We start from the raw sequence: 19,227 nt of genomic DNA, 5'->3' as shown, positions 1-19,227 counted from the left end.
TTTGGCAACCATGCTTGCATGTGGCCCAAAGAACGTGAGGCTTGAATCGCACTTCCCCGCAGGAACAAGTCGTCGAGGCCGAGCGCACCACGCTGAACTACGGCTTGAAGGCGTGGCTGGTGACGACGGCGTAGCCCGTGCGAAGCTTGGCGCGCCATGGCTCTTCTTGCGAATACGCCTCTGCATAGCGCGTTGTGGTCAGAAGAACGTATTCTTTGTCGTTCTCGAGCATGCCGTCGAGCAGTGTGACGGTGGGGGCGGTCGTGATGATTTCGTATCGTCGATTCGCGGTTTCCGAATCGACGATGGTGATGCGATATCCCTTCGGGTCCGAGCAGCTCGAGTTGGTGCTCGGCGCAATGGCGATGGTCGGCGTCCGGGTGGCGCCCGTCACGGGATTGGCCAATACGTCGTTGCCATTGAGGGTGACCTTGGCCGCCGCGGCGGGGGCGAGCCAATTCACGGTATAGGGATTGGTCACGGCCTGGGTCGAGGTGACGCTGTCCTCCCAGGCGCGCGGGGAGTTGCTGCCATCGGTTCGGCGCACGGGATGCGCCACGAAGGTGCGCGCTTCGCCGATGAGTGCCCATTTGGGGGGCGCCGGAACGAGGAACTCGACGTCGTATTCGCTGGTGTTCGGGCGCGTGAGGGGGCCGCGGTAAAGCCGGCTATTTTCGGGGAGCGGCCCATCGCCGCGGCCACTCGCGTAGACGGGATGCAGTGACTCCGGCGATTGTGGCCACACGTCGAAGGTCAGCGAGTCTCGCTCGGATGTGCGGTTCGGAAGGCACTTTTCGAGGCTTTGGTGCGTGATCCCGACGCGCGTCTTGCGCAATGGGACTGTGGTGCAGCCCACTTGCGCGGACGTGGTGTCCTTGGCCTTCATCTGCAGGGAATCCGAGAGCGCGCACGCTTCGGCGACCTTTTCGCCGCCGATGGAATTGTCGGGCTTCGTCCCGAGCAACCACGCCACGTCTCCGCGCTTGCCGTCCAAGAGCGAGGCTCCGTTGGGCAGGGTGAACGCCCACGTGCGGGGCGTGCCGGTTGGCGCGGCGATGCCGGAGGAGACGCTTCCACCGATCTTCCAAGTGACACCACCGCTCGACGACGTGGTCTCGGTGACGGTGAGCTTCTCCCCCGATGCGGGCACGGCATCCGGCCGCCCGAGAACATCGGTACCGATGTCGAGGCGATGTCCCTGAACGACGTAGAGCCGGCGGTCCGCCCCATCGAGCACGTAGCGATCGCCCTCCGGTGGCGCGTCGAAGCGCACCCCGCCATCGACCCGGGCGCCATTTTGCAGCGGTCCGCGAAAGCCCGCATTGGTGAGCACGTACACCTGAATCGCACTTGGTTCGAGCGCCCCGACCGTGCAGCGCACGTACGACGCATCCGGTCCGGCATACCCTGTCGTTTTTTGCACGAAGAAGGCGCTTGGATCCCCGGCGTCCGCATCGTCCGAGCGCGCGACGCAACCCGTCGGCAAAACAGGCGCATCGCTCTTCGCATCGCCGATCGGCTCCGAGCCATCCTGCCGTGCATCGGGCCCGCCATCGCCCGCCGAATCATCGCGCAGCCGTGTCTCGTCGAGCCCAAGGATGGAGGTGCACCCCAAGGCTGCCGCCAGCGAACCAACGCCCGCGAGCATCGCCAGCCGAACGATCCTCCTCCTCGTCATGTGCGCATGATACGTCAATCGGTCCTACGATACGATCCGGACGATGGCATCCTCGAGCGAGATTCACACGGACCGACTCCTCTTGCGCGACTTCCGCCCATCGGATGTCGTCGAGGTCTTCGCGTACCAGCGCGATCCCAGGTACCTGCTGCACACGCCCTGGGAGGAGCGCACCGAGTCGGAGGTGCGCAGTTTCGTCGACTTGATGATCGCGTGGGCGGAGGAATCACCGCGAACGAAATTCCAACTTGCCATCGAGCGCGAGGGTCGCGTGATCGGCAGCTGCGGCATCCGGCTGGCGGCGGCCGGCGAGCGCGAAGGCGAATACGGCTGCGAGCTCGCCCCCGCCGCATGGGGCCAGGGCTACGCCATGGAGGCGAGTCGCGCCATCGTGAACTTCGGATTCACCTCGCTCGGTCTCCATCGAATCTTTTCGAGCACCCTGGCGGCGAACGCGGCCGCCATCAACCTCGCCGAGCGTCTCGGCTTCCGCCAGGAGGGCCGCCTGCGCGCGCAATCGTGGATCCGCGATGGCTGGCGGGACTCCATCCTGCTCGCCATGTTGGAAACCGATTGGGGCCTGCCGCAGGTGCCGGGCCCCTAGCGTCTCGCGAGCTCAGCGACGAGAGGCCCTCGTCGCTCGAATCCCATGCCCTAAGGTCGAAGGCGCATGAGCACTTCGACCCGGAAGCACACGGTGGTCACGTCCCATGGAGCTCTCGCCGTCGAGGAACGCGGGGAAGGGGGGCTGCCGGTGCTCTTGATCCACGGCAATTCATTCTGCCGCGATGTATTTCGTCATCAATTGCAGGGACGGCTCGCGGAAAAGCACCGTGTCATTGCCTTCGACTTGCCGGGACATGGGCAGTCGAGCAACGCCGTCGACCCCACGACGACGTACGCGCTCGGTGGATTGGCGGACGCCGCCTTGGAGCTGCTCGATCGCTTGGCGGTGACCGAGGTCATCGTGTTCGGGTGGTCCCTTGGTGGCCATATCGGTATCCACATGCTTTCCCGCTTTCCGGGAATGCGGGGGCTCATGATCACCGGCAGCCCGCCCGTTCCGATGGGCGGCATGGCACAAGGTTTCAACGCCGGGCCACACATGGCGCTGGCGGGCAAACAAGATGTTTCGAATACCGAAATCGAATCCTTCATTCACGCAATTTTCGGTGACGGCGCCGAGCCATTCCTTCGCGACGCCGTGGCCCGCGCGGATGGCCGTTTTCGCAAACGGCTTTTCGAAGCTGCGCGCGCCGGCGACGGTGTCGACCAGCGCATGACGGTGGAAAGTAGCCCCGTTCCCATCGCCGTGGTGAACGGTCGTGAAGACCCCGTGATCAAACTCGATTACTTCGACACTGTCGCCTTTGGCCATTTGTGGGAAGGCCAGTGCCATCGTCTCCCCGGCGTCGGTCACGTCCCGTTCTGGTCGGCGCCCACCGATTTCAACCCCATCCTCGAACGCTTCGTTCGCGACGTCGATATCGGCTGAATTGCAAAATCAGCCCTGGCCCGCGATGCGGGACGGGTCGAAGTCGCTCGACGGGCCGAGCCGCTTGGCGCATCTTTGGGCCATGGCCGACACACGACTCCATACGTGCATGCTCTGCGAGGCTGTCTGCGGCGTGGCGGTGAGCATCGAGGACGGACGCGTCCTCTCCATCCGCGGCGACGATGACGACCCCTTCAGCCGCGGCCACATCTGTCCCAAGGCGGCCGCCATCGGTGACGTCTCCGGCGATCCCGATCGCATCCGCGAGCCCATGCGACGCGTCGGCGACCGCTGGGAGACCATCTCGTGGGACGCCGCGCTTTCCGAAGCCGCCGAGCGCCTGGCCGCCGTGCAAAAGGAGCACGGACGCAGCTCCGTCGGGCTCTACCTCGGCAACCCCAACGTGCACAGCTATGGGGCCACCTTGGGGGCCATCTACTTTGGCAAAGCGCTCGGCACGCGTTCGCGCTTTTCGGCCACGTCGGTCGATCAACTGCCGCAGATGCTCGCGGCGCTGGAGATGTTCGGCCATCAGCTCGCGTTCTCCGTTCCCGACGTCGACCGCACCGATCACATGTTGATCCTCGGCGCCAATCCGCTCGCCTCCAACGGCAGCCTCATGACGGCGCCGGGCATCAAGAAGCGCCTCGAGGCCATCCGCGCCCGCGGGGGTCGCTTCATCGTCATCGATCCGCGCCGCACGGAGACCGCGCAGATCGCCAACGAGCACCACTTCATTCGCCCCGGCAGCGACGCGTTCCTGCTTCTCGGCATTCTGCATACGATCTTCGCCGAGTCGCTCGAGCGCACCTGGCGCCAAGGGCAGCCCGTAGAAGGTTGGGACGACCTTCGCCGCATCGCCGCGGCGTTTCCGCCCGAGCGCGTGGCCGCACGCACCGGCATCGCCGCGGAGACCATCCGCACGCTCGCGCGCGACTTCGCCAAGGCCGAGAGCGCCGTGTGCTATGGCCGCATCGGCGTGTGCACGCAGGAGTTCGGCGGACTTGCCGCGTGGCTCGTGGTCGCACTCAACGCCGTCACCGGCAACCTCGATCGCGTGGGCGGGGCGATGTTCACCACGCCCGCGGTCGACATCGTCTCCCTCGGCAGCAAGCTCGGACAGACGGGCCACTTCGGCGTCTGGAAAAGCCGCGTGCGCGGCCTCCCCGAGTTTGGCGGCGAGCTCCCCGCGATCACCATGGCCGAGGAGATGGAGACCCCAGGCAAGGGCCAGATCCGCGCGTTGGTCACCGTCGCGGGCAACCCCGTGCTGTCCACGCCCAACGGCGCACGCTTGGATGGCGCGCTCTCGAAGCTCGACTACATGGTGTCCGTCGACATCTACCGCAACGAGACGACGCGCCATGCGAACCTGATCCTCCCCACGACGTTCGGCCTGGAACGCGATCACTACGACGTCGCACTTTATGGCCTCGCCGTGCACAATGCCGCGCGCTACGTGGAGGCCGCGATCACGCCGCCGCCGGGTGTGCGCTCGGACTGGGACGTGCTCTTCGGTCTGGCGTTGGCCCTCCATGCGAAGGGCGGCGGCAAGCGCGATCGCAAGTTCAACCTGATGATGCGTGGCCTGAAAGCACTGGGCCCGAAGCGCGTGCTCGACCTGCTCCTGCGCATCGGCCCGCACCGCCTCTCGCTGGCCAAGTTGAAGAAGGCGCCGCACGGCATCGACCTCGGGCCGCTCGAGCCGCGTCTCTCGCACGTGATGCGCGGTCGCCCCGTGAAGCTCGCGCCCCGCCTTTTCCTCGACGACATCCCGCGCCTCGAGGCCGCGCTCGAGCGGCCGGAGCCCACGAGCCTCGTGCTCATCGGCCGTCGGCACCTTCGCAGCAACAATTCGTGGATGCACAACAGCCTTCGCCTGGTGAAGGGCAAAGACGGGTGCACCCTCTTCATGCACCCCGACGACGCGAAGCCGCGAGGCTTGAAGACCGGCGATCGCGTCGTAGCTGGCTCGCAGCGCGGACGCGTGGAGACCACCGTCGAAGTCACCGACGCGATCTCACGCGGCGTCGTGAGCCTCCCCCACGGCTGGGGCCATGGCCGCCGCGGTACCGCGTTGAGCGTGGCCAGCCGCCACGCCGGCGTGAGCATCAACGATCTGACCGACGAAGCCGAGTTCGACACGCTCTCCGGTACGGCAAGCCTGAGCGGCGTCCCCGTCACCGTCGAACGCGCCGCCCAAGCCGAATTGGGCACCGCCGTCCCCGCGGAGTGATCCGCGAGGGCCGACCGGTGGCTCACCCCAAGAATGCGCGCGCCGTGCGCTCGAAGTCGGCGCGCCATTCGCCGAACACTGGCGTGTGCTCGCCGTTGGGGAGCACCCAGAGCTGCGAACGCGGGATGGCTCGATAGAGCTGCACGGCCATCTCCACCGGATAATACGGATCGCGATCCCCGTAGACGATCAACGTGCGCGCCGCAATCGTCGCCAGGTGCGGCGGTGTGAAGCTCAAATCGTCGTGCGGTGTGCCCGTCACCGCGCGCACGTCTTCCGGCAGATACGGTGCCGGTGACACGAGGACCATCGCCTCGACGAGCTCGGGCCATTGCGTGGCCACGTGAAGAAGGGTCTTCGCCCCGAGGCTCACCCCCACCGCGCGAACGCGCTCGATCTCGAGATGATCGAGCAGCGCTCGCACATCACGCGCGCACTGCCGGAACGAGAACGCCTTCTCGGGATCCGTCGATTTCCCGTGCCCCCGAGCGTCCGGCATGACCAGCCGCCGCCCCCGCGCCAGCTCGTCCACATCGAACAGATGCTGCCAATCCTGATTCGAGCCCCCATACCCGTGGAGCAAGAGCCACGGCGTGCCATCCCCACGCTCTTCCCAATGCAGGTTGATGCCATGAATCGATGTATCCATGGCCTCCTCATAGGCTGGGCGCAAACTCCTTGATATCTAGTTCTTTTGCCCGTAAAATACGGATTCCTAGGTAGAGATGCGAAGTTTCATCCCTTCGTGCGAGCTCTCGAAGCCCAGCTTCGCGTAAAAGCGGTGCGCGTCGGTGCGTCGCTTGTCGGTGGTCAATTGCACCAAGCGACAGCCGCGCTCCTTGGCGCGTTCGATGGCCCACTCCATCATCTGCCGTCCGAGACCGCGGCTGCGCAGATCGCTGCGGACGCGCACACTCTCGATCAGTGCGCGCTCGCTTGCGCGGCGGCTCAGGGACGGAATGTATGTAATCTGCAATGTCCCGACGATGGCCCCGGCCTCCTCGGCCACCACGAGCCAGTTGCGCGGATCGCGATCGATCGCATCGAAGGCTTGCTCGTAGTCGGCCGGCGCGTCGTCGGCTCGGTAGCGTGAGAGCGTGATGGCATCATCTTCCAGAAGCGCAACGATGGCCGGCACGTCTTCGCGCCGGGCACGACGAAATACGACGGAGGGGTGGCTCATGCGGTCTCGACCTCGGGGCGGAGCATCGGTATGGTTCCATCGCGGGTTATATGGACACGATCGCGGCCGTCAATCGTCAACCAGGCGCACTCTGGCGCTTCCTGCAGTTCCCGTTGACGCGGCTCGTCCTCGCCGCGGTGAGCATTGCGCTGGTCATTGCCCTTGCGCAGTTGCTCGGGGGGCCGCTGCCACGCCCCGTCGTGCACCTGCTTTCCGCGGCTGCGGCCACGGCGGTCTACATCGCCAACGTGCGCGCGATCGAACGGCGCGAACTCGTTGAATTTCGCCTCGATGGGGCAGGGCGCGAAACCGCGATGGGTCTGCTCATCGGGGCCGCATTGTTCAGTGTCACCATGGCCATCTTGTGCATCGGCGGGGCATGGACGCTCACCGGCGTGAATTCCGTCGGGGCCATGGGCTACCCCCTGGTGAGTGCGCTCGCGGCGGGCGTATCCGAGGAAATCCTCTTTCGCGGCGTCTTCTTTCGCATCGTCGAAGAAAGCTTGGGAAGCTGGATCGCGCTGGCGCTGTCGGCGATCCTCTTCGGACTCGTGCACGCGCCCAACCCCGGTGCAACCACGGTCAGCACGGTGGCCATCGCGCTCGAGGCGGGCATCTTGCTGGCTGCGGGCTACATGTGCACACGCCGTCTCTGGCTGGTCATGGCCCTGCACATGGCTTGGAACTTCACGGAGGGCGGCATCTTCGGAACGAGCGTCTCGGGCACGGAGGCCCATGGCCTGCTCGCCATCGAATTCCACGGCCCCGATCTTCTCACCGGCGGCGCGTTCGGTCCCGAAGCCTCGCTCGTGGCCGTCGCCGTTTGCATGGTTGCAGGCGCAACCTTTCTCGCGCGAGCCCATCGGACGAATCGCATCGTGCGGCCCTTTTGGCGGCGCAGCTGACTAAAGTTGATTAGCGTCCCACCGTTGCAAGTTGGCAGATGTCGTCCACCTCCAGGCCCCATTGGCGTGCGATGTTTTGATAATAGCTACCGGGGTGATGCGTCACGATGCAGAGCGCGGCCCATGGGGCACCCTCCGCGCGTGCCGCGCGTAAAGTGCCGACGACCCCGCTCGTAGCCGCGAGCAATGCGGAAAAATGTTTGAGAGGGTGCATCACCCTCCAGGTGTTGCATCGCGAATGCCATTCCCACGCTCGAGGCCGGAAGGCGCCCCATGGCACCCGCGTTGCCCCGTGCGGCCGGGGAGGTGATCAGGATGCTTTCCACGGAGCTAGACCATCGGTCTTTGTGGCAGGAAACGGCGTCGGGCGTAACGTGCCCGCGCCTCGAACGGGGGCTGCACGTCGACGTCGCCATCGTGGGCGCCGGCATCACCGGATTGACCGCCGCGTTGCTGTTGAAACGCATGGGCCATCGGGTCGCGGTGCTGGAGGCTCATACCGTCGGCGGGGAAAATAGCCTTCACACCACCGCGCATCTGACCGAAGCCGTCGATGCGCGCTACGCCACCATCGAGAAGAAATTCGGCCTGACCGCCGCCCAAGAGGTCGCGTTCTCGGGCCAAGCCGCACTCGCGCGCATCCGCGGCTTCGTGCGCGAGCTGAACATCGACTGCGTGCATCGCACCGTGCCAGGCTTTCTCTACACCGAGCGCGAAGACGGCCTTCGCGATCTGCACCTGGAATACGAGGCGGCAGCACGCGCCGGCGTCCACGTCGACATGGTGCGCGACGTGCCCCTGCCATTTCGCTGCGCCGCCGCGGTGAGGTTCCCGGATCAAGCGCAGATCCACGCCGCCCGCTACCTCGAGGGCCTCGCCCACGCGATTCCGGGCGACGGGTGCCACATCTTCGACGGCGCCCTGGTGCGCGAGGTCGAAGAGGGAGAACCGTGTACCTTGCACGTAGCCAGTGGCCTCGATGCGGGGGCCCCCGAGCAGCGCGTGACCTGTGATCGGGTCATCTTCGGAACGAGCGCGCCGCCGACTCGATTCGCCTTGCAGACCAAGTTGGCGCACTATCGTTCGTACGCCATTGCCCGCGTGGATTCGGGCGACGTGCCCCTCGCGCTTTTCTGGGATACGGACGACCCCTATCACTACACGCGCATCGCCGAGATCTTCGGAAAACGCTATTTGATCGTCGGTGGCGAAGACCACAAAACCGGTCAGAAAGGCAATGCCGAGGATTGCTGGACGAGGCTCGAAGAGTACGCGCGCGTCCGTTATGGCGCCGCGCCGGTGACGCATCGTTGGTCCGGCCAGATCCTCGAGCCGGTCGACGGCCTTCCGTACATTGGGAAGATACCCGGCAAGGAACGGCTATCCATCGGCGTCGGCTACAGCGGCAACGGCATGACCTTCGGGACCCTCGCCGGGATGCTCCTGGCCGAGCCGGAATCGGCGCGCTCGAAGGACCTCTTGCAACTGTATGCCCCGTCGCGCATGACGCCGGTGGCCAGCGCCAAGGACTTCGTGACCGAAAATGTGGATTTTCCTGCGCACTTCCTGGGCGACCGTTTGCGCGCGCCCGACGCGCGCTCGGTCGAAGACGTGGAACGCGGCGAGGGCAAGATCGTCAAGCTGGGCGGCGAGCGGCTCGCCGTTTACCGCGACGACGGCGGTGCGCTCCACACCTTCTCACCGGTGTGTCCGCACCTCGGCTGCCACGTGGCCTTCAACAATGCAGAGCGCTCGTGGGACTGCCCGTGCCACGGTTCGCGCTTCGACACCGAGGGCCGTGTGCTGCACGGCCCTGCCACGCGCGGTTTGACCGCGAAGAAAATATAGCTCGAGGCGCTACTCGACGAAGGTCGTGGCCGTCGTGATGGAGTTCCCGGCGCGCGTCTGGATGTTTCCCGTCCGCGTGATCCCATTGTTCGTCGTCGGGTATCGCGCCATGGTGCACCCGTCGCGGGCGACCGCGAGCGAAAGGGTGGTGCTCACGGCCACGTTGTAAATGATGGCCGACGTCTCCTGGCCGGCGCGCACGTTCGTCGCGCTGGCATTGGGGACGCCGTCGCGGAAATAGGCAATGCGCGAGGCGCCCGCCGGCGAGATGGTCAATGTGGCGCCATCCTCGTTCGTGCACGTGCCGCGCGCGAGCACGCGCACCGCCACCGCGCCCAAGCTTGCATCGTAGCCGGGCAGCGCACTGCGTAGCGCGGTTTGCCCCTCGAGCGACAGAATGGGAATCTGACCTTGGTCCGCATCGACGTTGACCGCGAGCTCCTCGTAGAGCCGCTCGCTGTAGTCGGCCTTCGTCACGGTGGGTCGCGCATAGACGCCGGTCGGCACGCGCAGGGCGAAGCGCCCCACCACGTCGGTCACCGCGGTCAGCGAGCCGGCGGCGATGGTCGCACCCTCGACGACTCTTCGACTCGTCACGTCGACCACCCGTCCCGTCAGGAGCGCCGTGGTGGCGGCGTCCACCTCGGCATCCGGCGAGCCGGCATCTTCCGCGCTGGCATCCCCGCCGCCATCGTTTCCGCTGTCTTCGGTGCTGGCATCCCCCGAGTCGTCGCCGCCACCGTCGAAGGCTGCATCGGATTGCGCATCGCCGTCGGGGCGTGCATCGGCCGCATCCTCTGCAGCATCCTTCGCCGCATCGGCCGGCGCGTCGGTGCGCGTATCCGTGAAGGTGCCGTCGCGCGGGCCCCCATCGGACGTGTTCCCCACACGCGCGCCGTCCGTACCGGAGCACGCGGCGGCGAAACAGGCCACCGCGCACGAAGGTGCCACCACCAGCCAACCGAACGCGAGCAACCGCCTACGCTTGGGTTTCGATGCAAGCTGCATGCGATGGAAAAGCTACGCGAACGAATCCCAGTTTGCCAGTACGCGCCCCAGGCCCGTTCGCGGGCCGTTCCTGATTAGTGAAGCCCCAAGTCGTAGGAGAACCTGAAAACTCCGAGGATATTGGAATAGTCATCGCTCCACGGTGCAGTTTCGGGTTTGGCCTCGAGCCTCTTCCATTCCCGCTTCCGTGGCGTCTCTCGCGCCAGCAGCGCATCCAAGGCGGCGGGATCTTTGGACATCACGACCCACTCCGAGGACATGTATTCCTCGGCGGCGGCGCTCCGTCCTTCGGCTTCGTCCATATCGGTCACATCGACCCGCTCCACGATGGCCAACCCGTTGGCGCGCGCCAAGCTGGGCATCTGCTTGTTCAACTTCAAATACTGATTCGAAATGTGGAACGCCAGGAGCCCATCGGGCGTGAGCTTTTTCGCATAAAGCGCCACTGCCTCCTGGGTCAGAAGGTGCACCGGGATGGCATCGGAGCTGAACGCATCCAGGATGATCAGCGAATAGCCGCCATCCGCCGCATCCTCCATCCTCAGCCGCGCATCGCCCACCTCGATGTGCAGGTTGCGCTTGTCGGGGAACGCATCGGAAAGGAAGGTGAAGTACCGCCTATCCTCGGCCACGCGCACCACCGCCGGGTTGATCTCGTAAAAGGTCCACGCCTGATCCGGTTGGGCATACGCGGCCACGGCCCCCGCGCCTAGCCCGACCACCGCCACGGATTTGCCCTTTAGGCGCTCGCCGAACACGTCGAACACGTCGCCGAGCGGTCCTTTGCGATGGTAATACGCCAGCGGTTCACGCTGCCGCGCTGGCTCGATGAACTGCAGACCGTGAACGATGTGTCCATGGATGATGCGATGGAAGCGCTCCGTCGGGTCCACGGTCACATCGAGCACACCGAAGAAGTTGCGCTCGGTCATGAGCGATCGCCCCAACGCCCCGGTATGAAAGGCGCTGGCCAACAGAATGGCGCCAAGGCCGAGCGCAAACCGCCGCGGGCGTTCCCGCCCGGCATAGTTGACCAAGGCCAGCAACCCGAGCGCGAGCCGGAAGACGATCGACGTGCGATCCTTCCCCAGGAGGACGAACACGGCCACCGCGGCCGCACACAAGGCCAGCGGAATCGCGATATCGAGCACCCTGGCCCGCGTGCCCTCGTCTTCGCGTTTTGGCGTGGGGCGGGCGAGGGCGGCCAGCACCAGGGCCAGCGGGTACTCCGTGATGTGCGAGAAAATCGCCGGCGCGATCAAGGCATTGAAGAAGCCTCCGGCCACACCGCCGATGGATATCCAAAGATAGAAATCGGTGAGATGCGTTTCCCCCGGCCGATTGGCCGCGAGCCGCCCGTGGCACACGTAGGTCGCAATGAAGAACGCCGCCAAATGAATCAGGGCCATCGGCGCCGACGCCGTGAGCAACGTGGCAATCGCGGCCAACGTCAGCCCGAAGAGGAGTGGGCGATCCATGGCTTGGAGCCCGACCCATTGCTTCTTGGCGAAAACGAGAATGAACGTCACTAAATACAAAAGAAGCGGGAAAACCCAAAAGAGCGGAATGGGCGTCACATCGGTGGTGATGTGCGTCGTCACACCCATCAAATACGTCGCCGGAATGAACGCGAGAACGAACCACGAAAGCCGCTGTTTCCAGCTCACGGCCTCGTCTGTCGCCGCCGCGGCGAGGGGCATCGAATCCGGCGGCGCCGAGCGAAACAGCGCCACGGCGCAAAAGGCCACGGCGAGAATGAAAACGCAGTATCCGTAGCTCCAATACGACATTTGATGGGACAAACCGACCAGCGGCTCGACCAAGAGCGGATACGCCGTGAGTGCGGCCACGCTGCCCGCGTTGCTGGCCGCGTAGAGAACATACGGATCCCGCCCCGTTTTCAGCGACGCAAACCAACCTTGGAGGAGCGGCGCACTCGTCGAGAGCACGAAAAACGGAGGCCCCGCGGTCACCGTGAGCAAGAGCAACAAGCGCAGTGCGGGATCGCCGCCGCCCGACCACCCGCGCACGGCGTTGGCATCGACATGGATGGGCAAGAAGAAGAGCGGGACGAGGACCACGGCCAATTGCAGCAGGGCCTGCCTTCTCGCGCCGAGCCATCGCAGAACGACGTGTGCATACACATATCCAGCGAGCAGCAGCGCCTGGAAGAAAAGCATGCACGTGATCCACACGGCGGACGCACCACCGAGGAGCGGCGTAATCGCTTTTCCTACGACCGGTTGAATGGAGAACAAGAGGGATGCGCTCACGAAAAGCGCGGCACCGAAGCGCAAAAGCGGAAAGCCCGCCGTCGCCGACTTCGATGAATCCGTTTGCAAAGGGAAGCGAGCCGCTCCGAGCGACATCCACCGGGGTCGATTCATCAATCGGCACCCGCAATCAACTTCGGTGCCACGCGCAATACGACGTACCACTCACTCGGTTTGCGTGATGGTCTTCGAAACAGTTGCTGCGCGCGCCCCGCCGAGTGGCGCGTGACCCTGGTGGAAGCGATCCACCTTGGCCGGCTCCATGTTCTGTGGGCCGTCCGAGGACTCTATAGGTATTTCGTGTGTTTCGAGATTGTGACGGAGCGGGTGGCCGGACGGGTGGGGATCGATCTAAGGTGTCCGCATGCGAGGATATCTGGCACCGCTCCTACTGCTCTTCGTGGCCTGTAGTTCCAGCGATAAGGACGAATCGACATCGTCCGACGTGGCCCAAGGCCAGGCTGGCGCGCTCGCGCAAAATCTACGCGCCTCGGGATTTGGACATTCGAACGTCGATCGCGTCAATCCGATGATCGGCACGACGGGAACCGATCCTGCCGAATACGGCGGGATGATTCCGAGTGTGGCGCCTCCGTTCGCTATGACGCGCTGGTCGGTCATGACCCGTGAAAACTGGGTAAGCCGGCTTCCCTATCACCATGACGATAAAAAAATCCGCGGGTTCATTGGTACACACCAACCCGCAATTTGGATGGGCGATTACGGGTACGTCGTCGGCATGCCCGGCGTGGGCGAGGTGAAAGTCGGTGCGGAGGCGCGCAGTTTGGCATTCACGCACGACGACGAGATCGCCACGCCGTATACGTATGCGGTCGACATGACCACGGGCGGAGGCCAAACGCTGAAGGCCGAGCTCACCGGAACGTCGCGCGTCGGGTTCCTGCGCTTCGATTTCCCCAAAGGCCCCCAACCGCACTTCGTGCTCGAGGCGACGCGGGCCAACATCATTGGAAATGTGCACATCGATCCGGTGAAGCGGGAGATAACCGGCTATAACCCGGACCGCCAGGACGACAAGCTGGGACCGTTCAAGGCACCTGGCTTCAAAGGGTACTTCGTGGCGCGCTTCGATGCGCCGTTCGAGAGCTTCGGCACCTCCACGGGCGAGGCCCTCCACGCGGGCGAGAACGACCGCACGGACGCTGCGGCGGGCGCTTATGTCCGCTTCCCCGCGGGCACCCGCCGCGTGCAGGTGCGCATGGCGTCGTCCCTCGTCTCGGTGGAGCAGGCGCGCGAGAACCTGGATCGGGAGATCCCCGATGGGCGCCGCTTCGAGTCCGTTGCTAGGGCAACGAAGTCGGCCTGGAGCGAGAAGCTCGATCGGGTGGACATCAGCGGAGCCACCGACGACGAGTTGGCCACGTTCTACACGGGCATGTTCCACGCTCTGCAATATCCGTCGGAGGCGTCGGAGTATGGCCGCTATTACAGCGCATACGACGACAAGGTGCACGAGGGTGAGAGCTACAACAGCTATTCGATCTGGGACACCTTCCGCGCAGAAAATGCGTTTCTCACGTTGTTCGCGCCCGAGCGCATCAACGGGATGATGACGTCGATGCTGCACGACTACCAAGAGGGCGGTTGGCTGCCGATGTGGAAGAACCCCACCGAGACGAACATCATGGTGGGAACGAATGCCGATTCGCTCATTGCCGAGGTGATCAACAAGGGCTTCACCGGCTTCGATCTCAATCTGGCATACGAAGCCGTCTACAAGGACGCGATGCAGCCGCCCGAGCGCGATACGGAATTGCGTTATCGCGATCGGGAGGAAGGGACGCCGGTGGAAGCGCGCGCCGGGCTGACCTGGTACAAGGAAAAAGGCTGGGTCGCCGCGGATCACACGGCCGAATCGGCGTCGCGCACGCTCGATTATGCCTACGAAGATTGGGCGGTGGCCCAAGTGGCCAAAGCCGTCGGCAAGGAAGACGATGCGAAGTTCTTCCTCGAGCGAAGCAAGAACTACCGCACCATCTACAACGCGGCCACGGGCTTCATGCAGGCGCGCAACTACGATGGCTCATGGGCACCCGGCGGGTGGACCGAGGGCAATCAATGGGTCTACACCTTCGACGTGATGCACGACGTTCCGGGCCTCATCGAGCTGGAAGGCAAAGAGGGCTTCACGGCGCTTTTGGATCGGCATTTCGGTGAGGGGCACAACAACCATACGAACGAGCCGAGCCATCACATTGCGTATCTGTACGACTATGCGGATCAAGCGTGGAAGACGCAGGCCCAGGTGCGCGCCATCGCCGAGTCCAATTATTTCAATCGGCCCGATGGTCTGAGCGGCAACGACGACTGCGGGCAAATGTCCGCGTGGTATTTGCTGTCGTCGATTGGCATTTACCCGGTGAATCCCGCATCGGGCGAGTATGCGATGGGCAGCCCCTTCTTCAAGAAGGTGACCATTCGGCTGCCGGGCGTTCACCGTCCGCTGGTGGTGCTGTCGCCCAACAATTCGACCACGAACAAATACGTTCGCGCGGCCTACCTCAATGGTAAGCGCATCGAGAAGCCGTTCTTGAAGCACTCGGACATCGCCCAGGGCGGCATCCTCTATTTCGATATGAGCGACACTCCGCGGCCGTGGGGGGGGGAATAAGCCCAGAGGAGCGAACCGCCAAGACGCCAAGGTCGCCAAGAGTGGAAGAGGAAACGATGATAAACAGAATTTGGTGTTTGTCGTTTTCTGTTTGACGATCTTGGGCGAATCTGTCTTGGCGGTTGAAATCTCTCGCTCAGTAGCGGTCCCACAATTGGCATAGCAAACAGACGACCGTGGTGAGCACGACGACGAAGGTCGTAGCCGATGTCATCATGGTGGCGATCCTCGTGTGCACGAATTCTCGTGCGGAGGCCCTTCCGCCGGGGAAGATATGAATCTCCGCACCGGGGGCAAACGCGAGAGCGCTTCCCCGGTAGGGCCCTTCTTCGGTCGAACCCGAGAAGCGACTGGCCAGTACACATGGGCCTTGAAGCGGTGCGCCGCGCACGAAGCCCCTGAGACGGACGTGTGCACGCGGTAGCGTAAAAACCCCGGCGGTGGAACGAATGGCCATTTCCGTTCCGCGGTCCTGGACAATCTCCCCTTCGATGGCCCCGAACGCGATCTCGTGTGCAATTCTTTGCCATCGGAGCCGCAAGCCGGCACCGATCAGCAGCACCAAGAGAACCACGCCCGCCGCCGCGCGGACGAAGATGACCTGCGGGGTCCACGGGAGGCTCGCCTCCGGTAGCGGCGGGCTTGGGGGCGTCTCGTGAGAAATGGACCGTGGCTTCAGATTCGCATCCAGAAGCAAGTAGCGAGACGGGCACGCGTCCGCCTGATAGCGTGATATCTGGGAGCAGCCGAACTCGATGCAGTGGCGGTCGGAAGCATGACCGATGCGGCGGAGAAAAAAGTGGATATCGGGTCCAGATGGCACCCGAAAGGTGCGCGGTTGCGCGAGGTCCTGGAGGTCGGCTCCGAGATGGGCCACCGTCACCTCGGCGATCGAATTCGTCACCATGTAAAGACCTCCACGGCCGTCGGGGTCGAAGAGTTGCTGCCCGCCATCTGGACTGATCCCGCGGCGCTCCGCGACGACGTTCAGCGCATCATCGAGCTTGCGCAGCGTACCGTCGGAGCTTACGTCGGCCGAGAAAAAGCCGTCCCCCAACTCTCCGAACGTCGATGGATACCCAGTGACGTCTTCTCGAAATGCAAGCACTCGATGGCCGGGTGATGCATCGACCCTCGCCAGCCAGTGAGCCTTTCCGGCATTCATTCCGATCAGGGTCCCGCGCGAGGTCACTTTGGGCGAGACAACGGACTCCGTGGGCCTCAGCGGGATGGTGGGAACCCCGGACAGCGGCGAAGTGGCTCTCAATTTGTCGAGCTTCTTGAGCCGAGCGGGCCAACCTGCCGCAATCAAGGCGTCGTCCGACATCCATTCGAATTTTTGGTAACTGGGGCTCTCCAGTGAAGGGCATGACGCACGTTCGAACGTCGCTTGATCCACGAACGGCCCGGCCGAATTCTCAGTGCTCCGTGGCGGTGGCGCCTCCGCGGCACTCACGGGTTGCGGTGGTTGCTGCAGGATGGAGACCCAGCAGAATACGACCCATGCAACCAAGACGAAGAAAAGCACACGCGCGCCGAGCTGCCGCCACATGACGCCATCTTGCAACGGCAATGGCGCCTGTCCAGTTGAGTTGCGTCCGCGAAGGCTCCTTCTCGAGCAAAATCGTGCATCGAGCAACATCTGCACAACGGAGTGCGCGTAATGAGCAAACGTTGCTCAATATGCTCATACTCCGAAATGCGCGCCGTCCGGAGTAGGAGAATTCACAGGAGAGCGGGAAGACGGAAAGGGGTGAGAGTTGGCGCCGCTCATCGCGGTTTCGCCCATTTCAAGCCCTTCCTGTCTTCCCGTCTTCCTGTGAATTCTCTCTCTTCGGTTATGGCTGCACGGTTGCCGTGTATTTCGCTTTGTTTTGTTCGATGGTCATGATGACCGCGCTCTTGATCGGATTGTGATCCCCGTCGATCGTCACGTTGCCGCTCACGCCCTTGAAGTCTTTCGTCTTCTCCAGCGCATCGCGAATCGCCGGCCCGGAGAGCTCCGTTGCGCGTTCCATGGCATCCATGGCCACTTTGGCGGCGTCGTAGCCGAGGACGGCCAGCGTGTCCGGCGGCGTGTTGTAGATGGCCTTGTAGCGCGTGATGAAGTCTTGCACCGTCGGCGACGGATCGTCCCCGCTGTAGTGCGTCGAGAAATATGACCCGTCCAGGGAGCCCTTGGCTACTTCGTAGAGCTTCCCGGAATCCCACCCATCGCCCCCGGCGAAGGGCTGCTTGATCCCGAGTTCGCGCGCTTGACGGGCAATGAGCGATACTTCGGTGTAGTAGCCCGGCACGTAAATCAACTCGGGATTCTTCCCTTTGATGGCCGTGAGCTGCGCTTTGAAGTCCTGCTCCCCGGACTTGAAACTTTGCTCGGCCACGATCTCGCCGCCGCGCTTCTGAAAGGTCTCGCGGAAGAACTGCGCGAGGCCCATCGAATAATCGTTTCCGACGTCGCGCAGGATGGCCACCTTCGTCAGCTTCAGATTCTCGGTGACGAATTTCGCCATGACCGTTCCCGCGAAGTTGTCCAAGAAACAGATGCGGAACACATACGGCCGTGTCTTGTCGCCATCCTTGGTGACCCGCGGGTTCGTCGAGCCGCTGCTCACCATGGGGATGTGGTTCGAGTCCGCAATGCTCGCCATGGCCAGCGAGCGCGTGGACGCCACCTCGCCGAGCAGCACCGAAACCTTGTCCTGCGTGATGAGACGCGTCGCCGCGACCGCAGCCTCCTCGGGCTTGCCCTGATCGTCGAGCGTCTTGAGCATCACCTTCTTGCCCTTGATGCCGTTCTTCTTGTTCTGCTCTTCGACGGCGAGCTTCGTTCCGTTGTCGGTCGACTGGCCGAAGACGGCGTCGGTGCCGGAGAGCGACCCGATGTGGCCGATCCAGACCGTGTCCCCCGTCGTCGCGGCGCCCGTCGTCGGCGTTTCGCTCTTCGCCCCGACGTCAACCTGTTGCTTTTTCTCCCGGCACCCAAACGCCGCGATGGTCAGTGCGGCGAGAACGAACAAGCGCGCGTTGCGCATGACAAAACTCCATCTTGAAAGACTTGGACGAGCCAAGTTTGGCCCCACACTCGGGCCATGATTCCGAAAGCGTCGGCTTGGCTTAGCATGGCCCTAGGTTTGTGGGCATCCTCGTTCTGTATCGCCTGCTCGGGCAGCGCCAAGACCGCCACCGACTCGCCACAGTCGCAGCGCGTCCGGCTGTACACACTGGATTGCGGCCACTTCGAAATCGACGATATGGGGTTCTTTTCCGCTGATGGCAAACCCACCGGGAAAGGGGAGCGGATGCCCGTTCCGTGCTTCGTCATCCGCCATCCCAAAGGCATACTTCTCTGGGATACGGGCCTCAAAGACTCGACCGCTCAATCGAAAGAGGGCGTAAAAGACCTGGTCGGTCGGGAGTTTGTGGACGTCCCGCTGAGCGAACGACTGAAAGCCCTTTCACTGAGTCCGAGCGACATCACGTTCGTGGGCCTCTCGCATCTGCACGCCGATCATGCGGGCAACGCGAACCAATTCACGTCATCGACCTGGCTCCTCAACCGGCACGAGTTCGAGAACGGTACCAAAACGCCACCGGCCCTCGGCATCGATCCTTCCGTCTTTTCCGAATATCGAAAAGCCAACATCAAGCTGCTCGACGCCGACTACGACGTGTTCGGCGACGGCAGCGTTCGCATTCTGCAGACACCCGGACACACGCCGGGCCATCAGTCCCTCGAACTGCACCTCGCCAACAGCGGGGCGCTCGTTCTCTCCGGAGATTTGGCGCACAGTCGCGCGAATTGGAAAGGTCATATCGCGCCAAGTTGGAACTTCGATCGCGCGCAGACGCAGGCGTCGATGGATCGCGTCGAAGGCCTGCTGCGCACCGAGCACGCTCGGTTCGTCGTCCAGCACGATCCCGAAGACTTCGCCTCGCTGCCGAAGGCACCGGCATTTCTCGACTGAA

15 protein-coding genes are annotated in these 19,227 nt (G+C 63.8%); 7 read left to right on the top strand and 8 right to left on the bottom strand.

The window, feature by feature from the left end:
• Positions 1-97: 97 nt before the first annotated feature.
• Positions 98-1,678: a hypothetical protein gene (locus tag LVJ94_41425; GenBank protein WXB03353.1), complete on the bottom strand. Its 1,581-nt coding sequence runs from the start codon at positions 1,676-1,678 to the stop codon at positions 98-100.
• 43 nt (positions 1,679-1,721) lie between these two features.
• On the opposite strand from LVJ94_41425, the gene LVJ94_41420 reads away from it, so the two are divergent.
• The 3 genes from LVJ94_41420 (at position 1,722) to LVJ94_41410 (ending at position 5,409) form a co-directional block, all read left to right on the top strand.
• The gene (locus LVJ94_41420; GenBank protein ID WXB03352.1) at positions 1,722-2,282 is read left to right on the top strand and encodes a GNAT family N-acetyltransferase; all 561 of its coding nucleotides are present in this window, start codon (positions 1,722-1,724) and stop codon (positions 2,280-2,282) included.
• 66 nt (positions 2,283-2,348) lie between these two features.
• Complete coding sequence (locus LVJ94_41415) at positions 2,349-3,173, top strand: alpha/beta fold hydrolase (protein ID WXB03351.1); 825 nt, start codon at positions 2,349-2,351, stop codon at positions 3,171-3,173.
• An 82-nt stretch (positions 3,174-3,255) separates the two neighbouring features.
• The gene (locus tag LVJ94_41410; GenBank protein ID WXB03350.1) at positions 3,256-5,409 is read left to right on the top strand and encodes a molybdopterin-dependent oxidoreductase; all 2,154 of its coding nucleotides are present in this window, start codon (positions 3,256-3,258) and stop codon (positions 5,407-5,409) included.
• 22 nt (positions 5,410-5,431) lie between these two features.
• On the opposite strand, the gene LVJ94_41405 is transcribed toward LVJ94_41410, so the two are convergent.
• Together LVJ94_41405 and LVJ94_41400 are read right to left on the bottom strand one after the other, a co-directional pair.
• Positions 5,432-6,058 (bottom strand): alpha/beta fold hydrolase, encoded by a 627-nt coding sequence (locus LVJ94_41405; protein WXB03349.1) that lies wholly within the window; start codon positions 6,056-6,058, stop codon positions 5,432-5,434.
• A 66-nt stretch (positions 6,059-6,124) separates the two neighbouring features.
• Positions 6,125-6,592 (bottom strand): GNAT family N-acetyltransferase, encoded by a 468-nt coding sequence (locus LVJ94_41400; protein ID WXB03348.1) that lies wholly within the window; start codon positions 6,590-6,592, stop codon positions 6,125-6,127.
• A gap of 50 nt (positions 6,593-6,642) precedes the next feature.
• On the opposite strand from LVJ94_41400, the gene LVJ94_41395 reads away from it, so the two are divergent.
• Positions 6,643-7,497: a CPBP family intramembrane metalloprotease gene (locus tag LVJ94_41395; GenBank protein ID WXB03347.1), complete on the top strand. Its 855-nt coding sequence runs from the start codon at positions 6,643-6,645 to the stop codon at positions 7,495-7,497.
• A 10-nt stretch (positions 7,498-7,507) separates the two neighbouring features.
• Here the strand turns inward: LVJ94_41395 and LVJ94_41390 are convergent, their stop codons facing one another.
• A complete protein-coding gene (locus LVJ94_41390; GenBank protein ID WXB03346.1) occupies positions 7,508-7,711 on the bottom strand; it encodes a hypothetical protein in 204 nt (67 codons plus the stop codon).
• 59 nt (positions 7,712-7,770) lie between these two features.
• Between LVJ94_41390 and LVJ94_41385 the strand changes: the two genes are divergently transcribed.
• Positions 7,771-9,345, top strand: coding sequence for an FAD-dependent oxidoreductase (locus LVJ94_41385; GenBank protein ID WXB03345.1), 1,575 nt, complete (start codon positions 7,771-7,773; stop codon positions 9,343-9,345).
• A 9-nt stretch (positions 9,346-9,354) separates the two neighbouring features.
• Here the strand turns inward: LVJ94_41385 and LVJ94_41380 are convergent, their stop codons facing one another.
• Positions 9,355-10,353, bottom strand: coding sequence for a hypothetical protein (locus LVJ94_41380; protein WXB03344.1), 999 nt, complete (start codon positions 10,351-10,353; stop codon positions 9,355-9,357).
• A gap of 74 nt (positions 10,354-10,427) precedes the next feature.
• Positions 10,428-12,740: a fused MFS/spermidine synthase gene (locus tag LVJ94_41375; GenBank protein ID WXB03343.1), complete on the bottom strand. Its 2,313-nt coding sequence runs from the start codon at positions 12,738-12,740 to the stop codon at positions 10,428-10,430.
• Between the two features lie 250 nt (positions 12,741-12,990).
• Between LVJ94_41375 and LVJ94_41370 the strand changes: the two genes are divergently transcribed.
• Positions 12,991-15,258, top strand: a complete 2,268-nt coding sequence (locus tag LVJ94_41370; GenBank protein ID WXB03342.1) for a GH92 family glycosyl hydrolase — start codon at positions 12,991-12,993, stop codon at positions 15,256-15,258.
• 136 nt (positions 15,259-15,394) lie between these two features.
• Here the strand turns inward: LVJ94_41370 and LVJ94_41365 are convergent, their stop codons facing one another.
• Positions 15,395-16,585 (bottom strand): hypothetical protein, encoded by a 1,191-nt coding sequence (locus tag LVJ94_41365; protein ID WXB03341.1) that lies wholly within the window; start codon positions 16,583-16,585, stop codon positions 15,395-15,397.
• 511 nt (positions 16,586-17,096) lie between these two features.
• Positions 17,097-18,293: an ABC transporter substrate-binding protein gene (locus LVJ94_41360; protein ID WXB03340.1), complete on the bottom strand. Its 1,197-nt coding sequence runs from the start codon at positions 18,291-18,293 to the stop codon at positions 17,097-17,099.
• Positions 18,294-18,560: 267 nt separating this feature from the next.
• Between LVJ94_41360 and LVJ94_41355 the strand changes: the two genes are divergently transcribed.
• Positions 18,561-19,226 (top strand): N-acyl homoserine lactonase family protein, encoded by a 666-nt coding sequence (locus tag LVJ94_41355; protein ID WXB03339.1) that lies wholly within the window; start codon positions 18,561-18,563, stop codon positions 19,224-19,226.
• The last annotated feature ends 1 nt before the right edge of the window (position 19,227 follow it).

The sequence above is a fragment of the Sorangiineae bacterium MSr11367 genome (genome assembly GCA_037157805.1).
Classification (GTDB): domain Bacteria; phylum Myxococcota_A; class Polyangia; order Polyangiales; family Polyangiaceae; genus Pendulispora; species Pendulispora rubella.
The sequence above is the reverse complement of the archived record's forward strand: the minus strand, read 5'-3'. Positions and strand labels throughout refer to the sequence as shown.

What these genes read in the sequence shown, in the direction of transcription:
- LVJ94_41425 (WXB03353.1), bottom strand. Translation starts at nt 1,678, where the DNA reads ATGACGAGGAGGAGGATCGTTCGGCTGGCGATGCTCGCGGGCGTTGGT.
- LVJ94_41395 (WXB03347.1), top strand. Translation starts at nt 6,643, where the DNA reads ATGGACACGATCGCGGCCGTCAATCGTCAACCAGGCGCACTCTGGCGC.
- LVJ94_41405 (WXB03349.1), bottom strand. Translation starts at nt 6,058, where the DNA reads ATGGATACATCGATTCATGGCATCAACCTGCATTGGGAAGAGCGTGGG.
- LVJ94_41415 (WXB03351.1), top strand. Translation starts at nt 2,349, where the DNA reads ATGAGCACTTCGACCCGGAAGCACACGGTGGTCACGTCCCATGGAGCT.
- LVJ94_41400 (WXB03348.1), bottom strand. Translation starts at nt 6,592, where the DNA reads ATGAGCCACCCCTCCGTCGTATTTCGTCGTGCCCGGCGCGAAGACGTG.
- LVJ94_41380 (WXB03344.1), bottom strand. Translation starts at nt 10,353, where the DNA reads ATGCAGCTTGCATCGAAACCCAAGCGTAGGCGGTTGCTCGCGTTCGGT.
- LVJ94_41360 (WXB03340.1), bottom strand. Translation starts at nt 18,293, where the DNA reads ATGCGCAACGCGCGCTTGTTCGTTCTCGCCGCACTGACCATCGCGGCG.
- LVJ94_41375 (WXB03343.1), bottom strand. Translation starts at nt 12,740, where the DNA reads ATGAATCGACCCCGGTGGATGTCGCTCGGAGCGGCTCGCTTCCCTTTG.
- LVJ94_41355 (WXB03339.1), top strand. Translation starts at nt 18,561, where the DNA reads ATGCCCGTTCCGTGCTTCGTCATCCGCCATCCCAAAGGCATACTTCTC.
- LVJ94_41410 (WXB03350.1), top strand. Translation starts at nt 3,256, where the DNA reads ATGGCCGACACACGACTCCATACGTGCATGCTCTGCGAGGCTGTCTGC.
- LVJ94_41365 (WXB03341.1), bottom strand. Translation starts at nt 16,585, where the DNA reads ATGTCGGACGACGCCTTGATTGCGGCAGGTTGGCCCGCTCGGCTCAAG.
- LVJ94_41420 (WXB03352.1), top strand. Translation starts at nt 1,722, where the DNA reads ATGGCATCCTCGAGCGAGATTCACACGGACCGACTCCTCTTGCGCGAC.
- LVJ94_41370 (WXB03342.1), top strand. Translation starts at nt 12,991, where the DNA reads ATGCGAGGATATCTGGCACCGCTCCTACTGCTCTTCGTGGCCTGTAGT.
- LVJ94_41390 (WXB03346.1), bottom strand. Translation starts at nt 7,711, where the DNA reads ATGCACCCTCTCAAACATTTTTCCGCATTGCTCGCGGCTACGAGCGGG.
- LVJ94_41385 (WXB03345.1), top strand. Translation starts at nt 7,771, where the DNA reads ATGGCACCCGCGTTGCCCCGTGCGGCCGGGGAGGTGATCAGGATGCTT.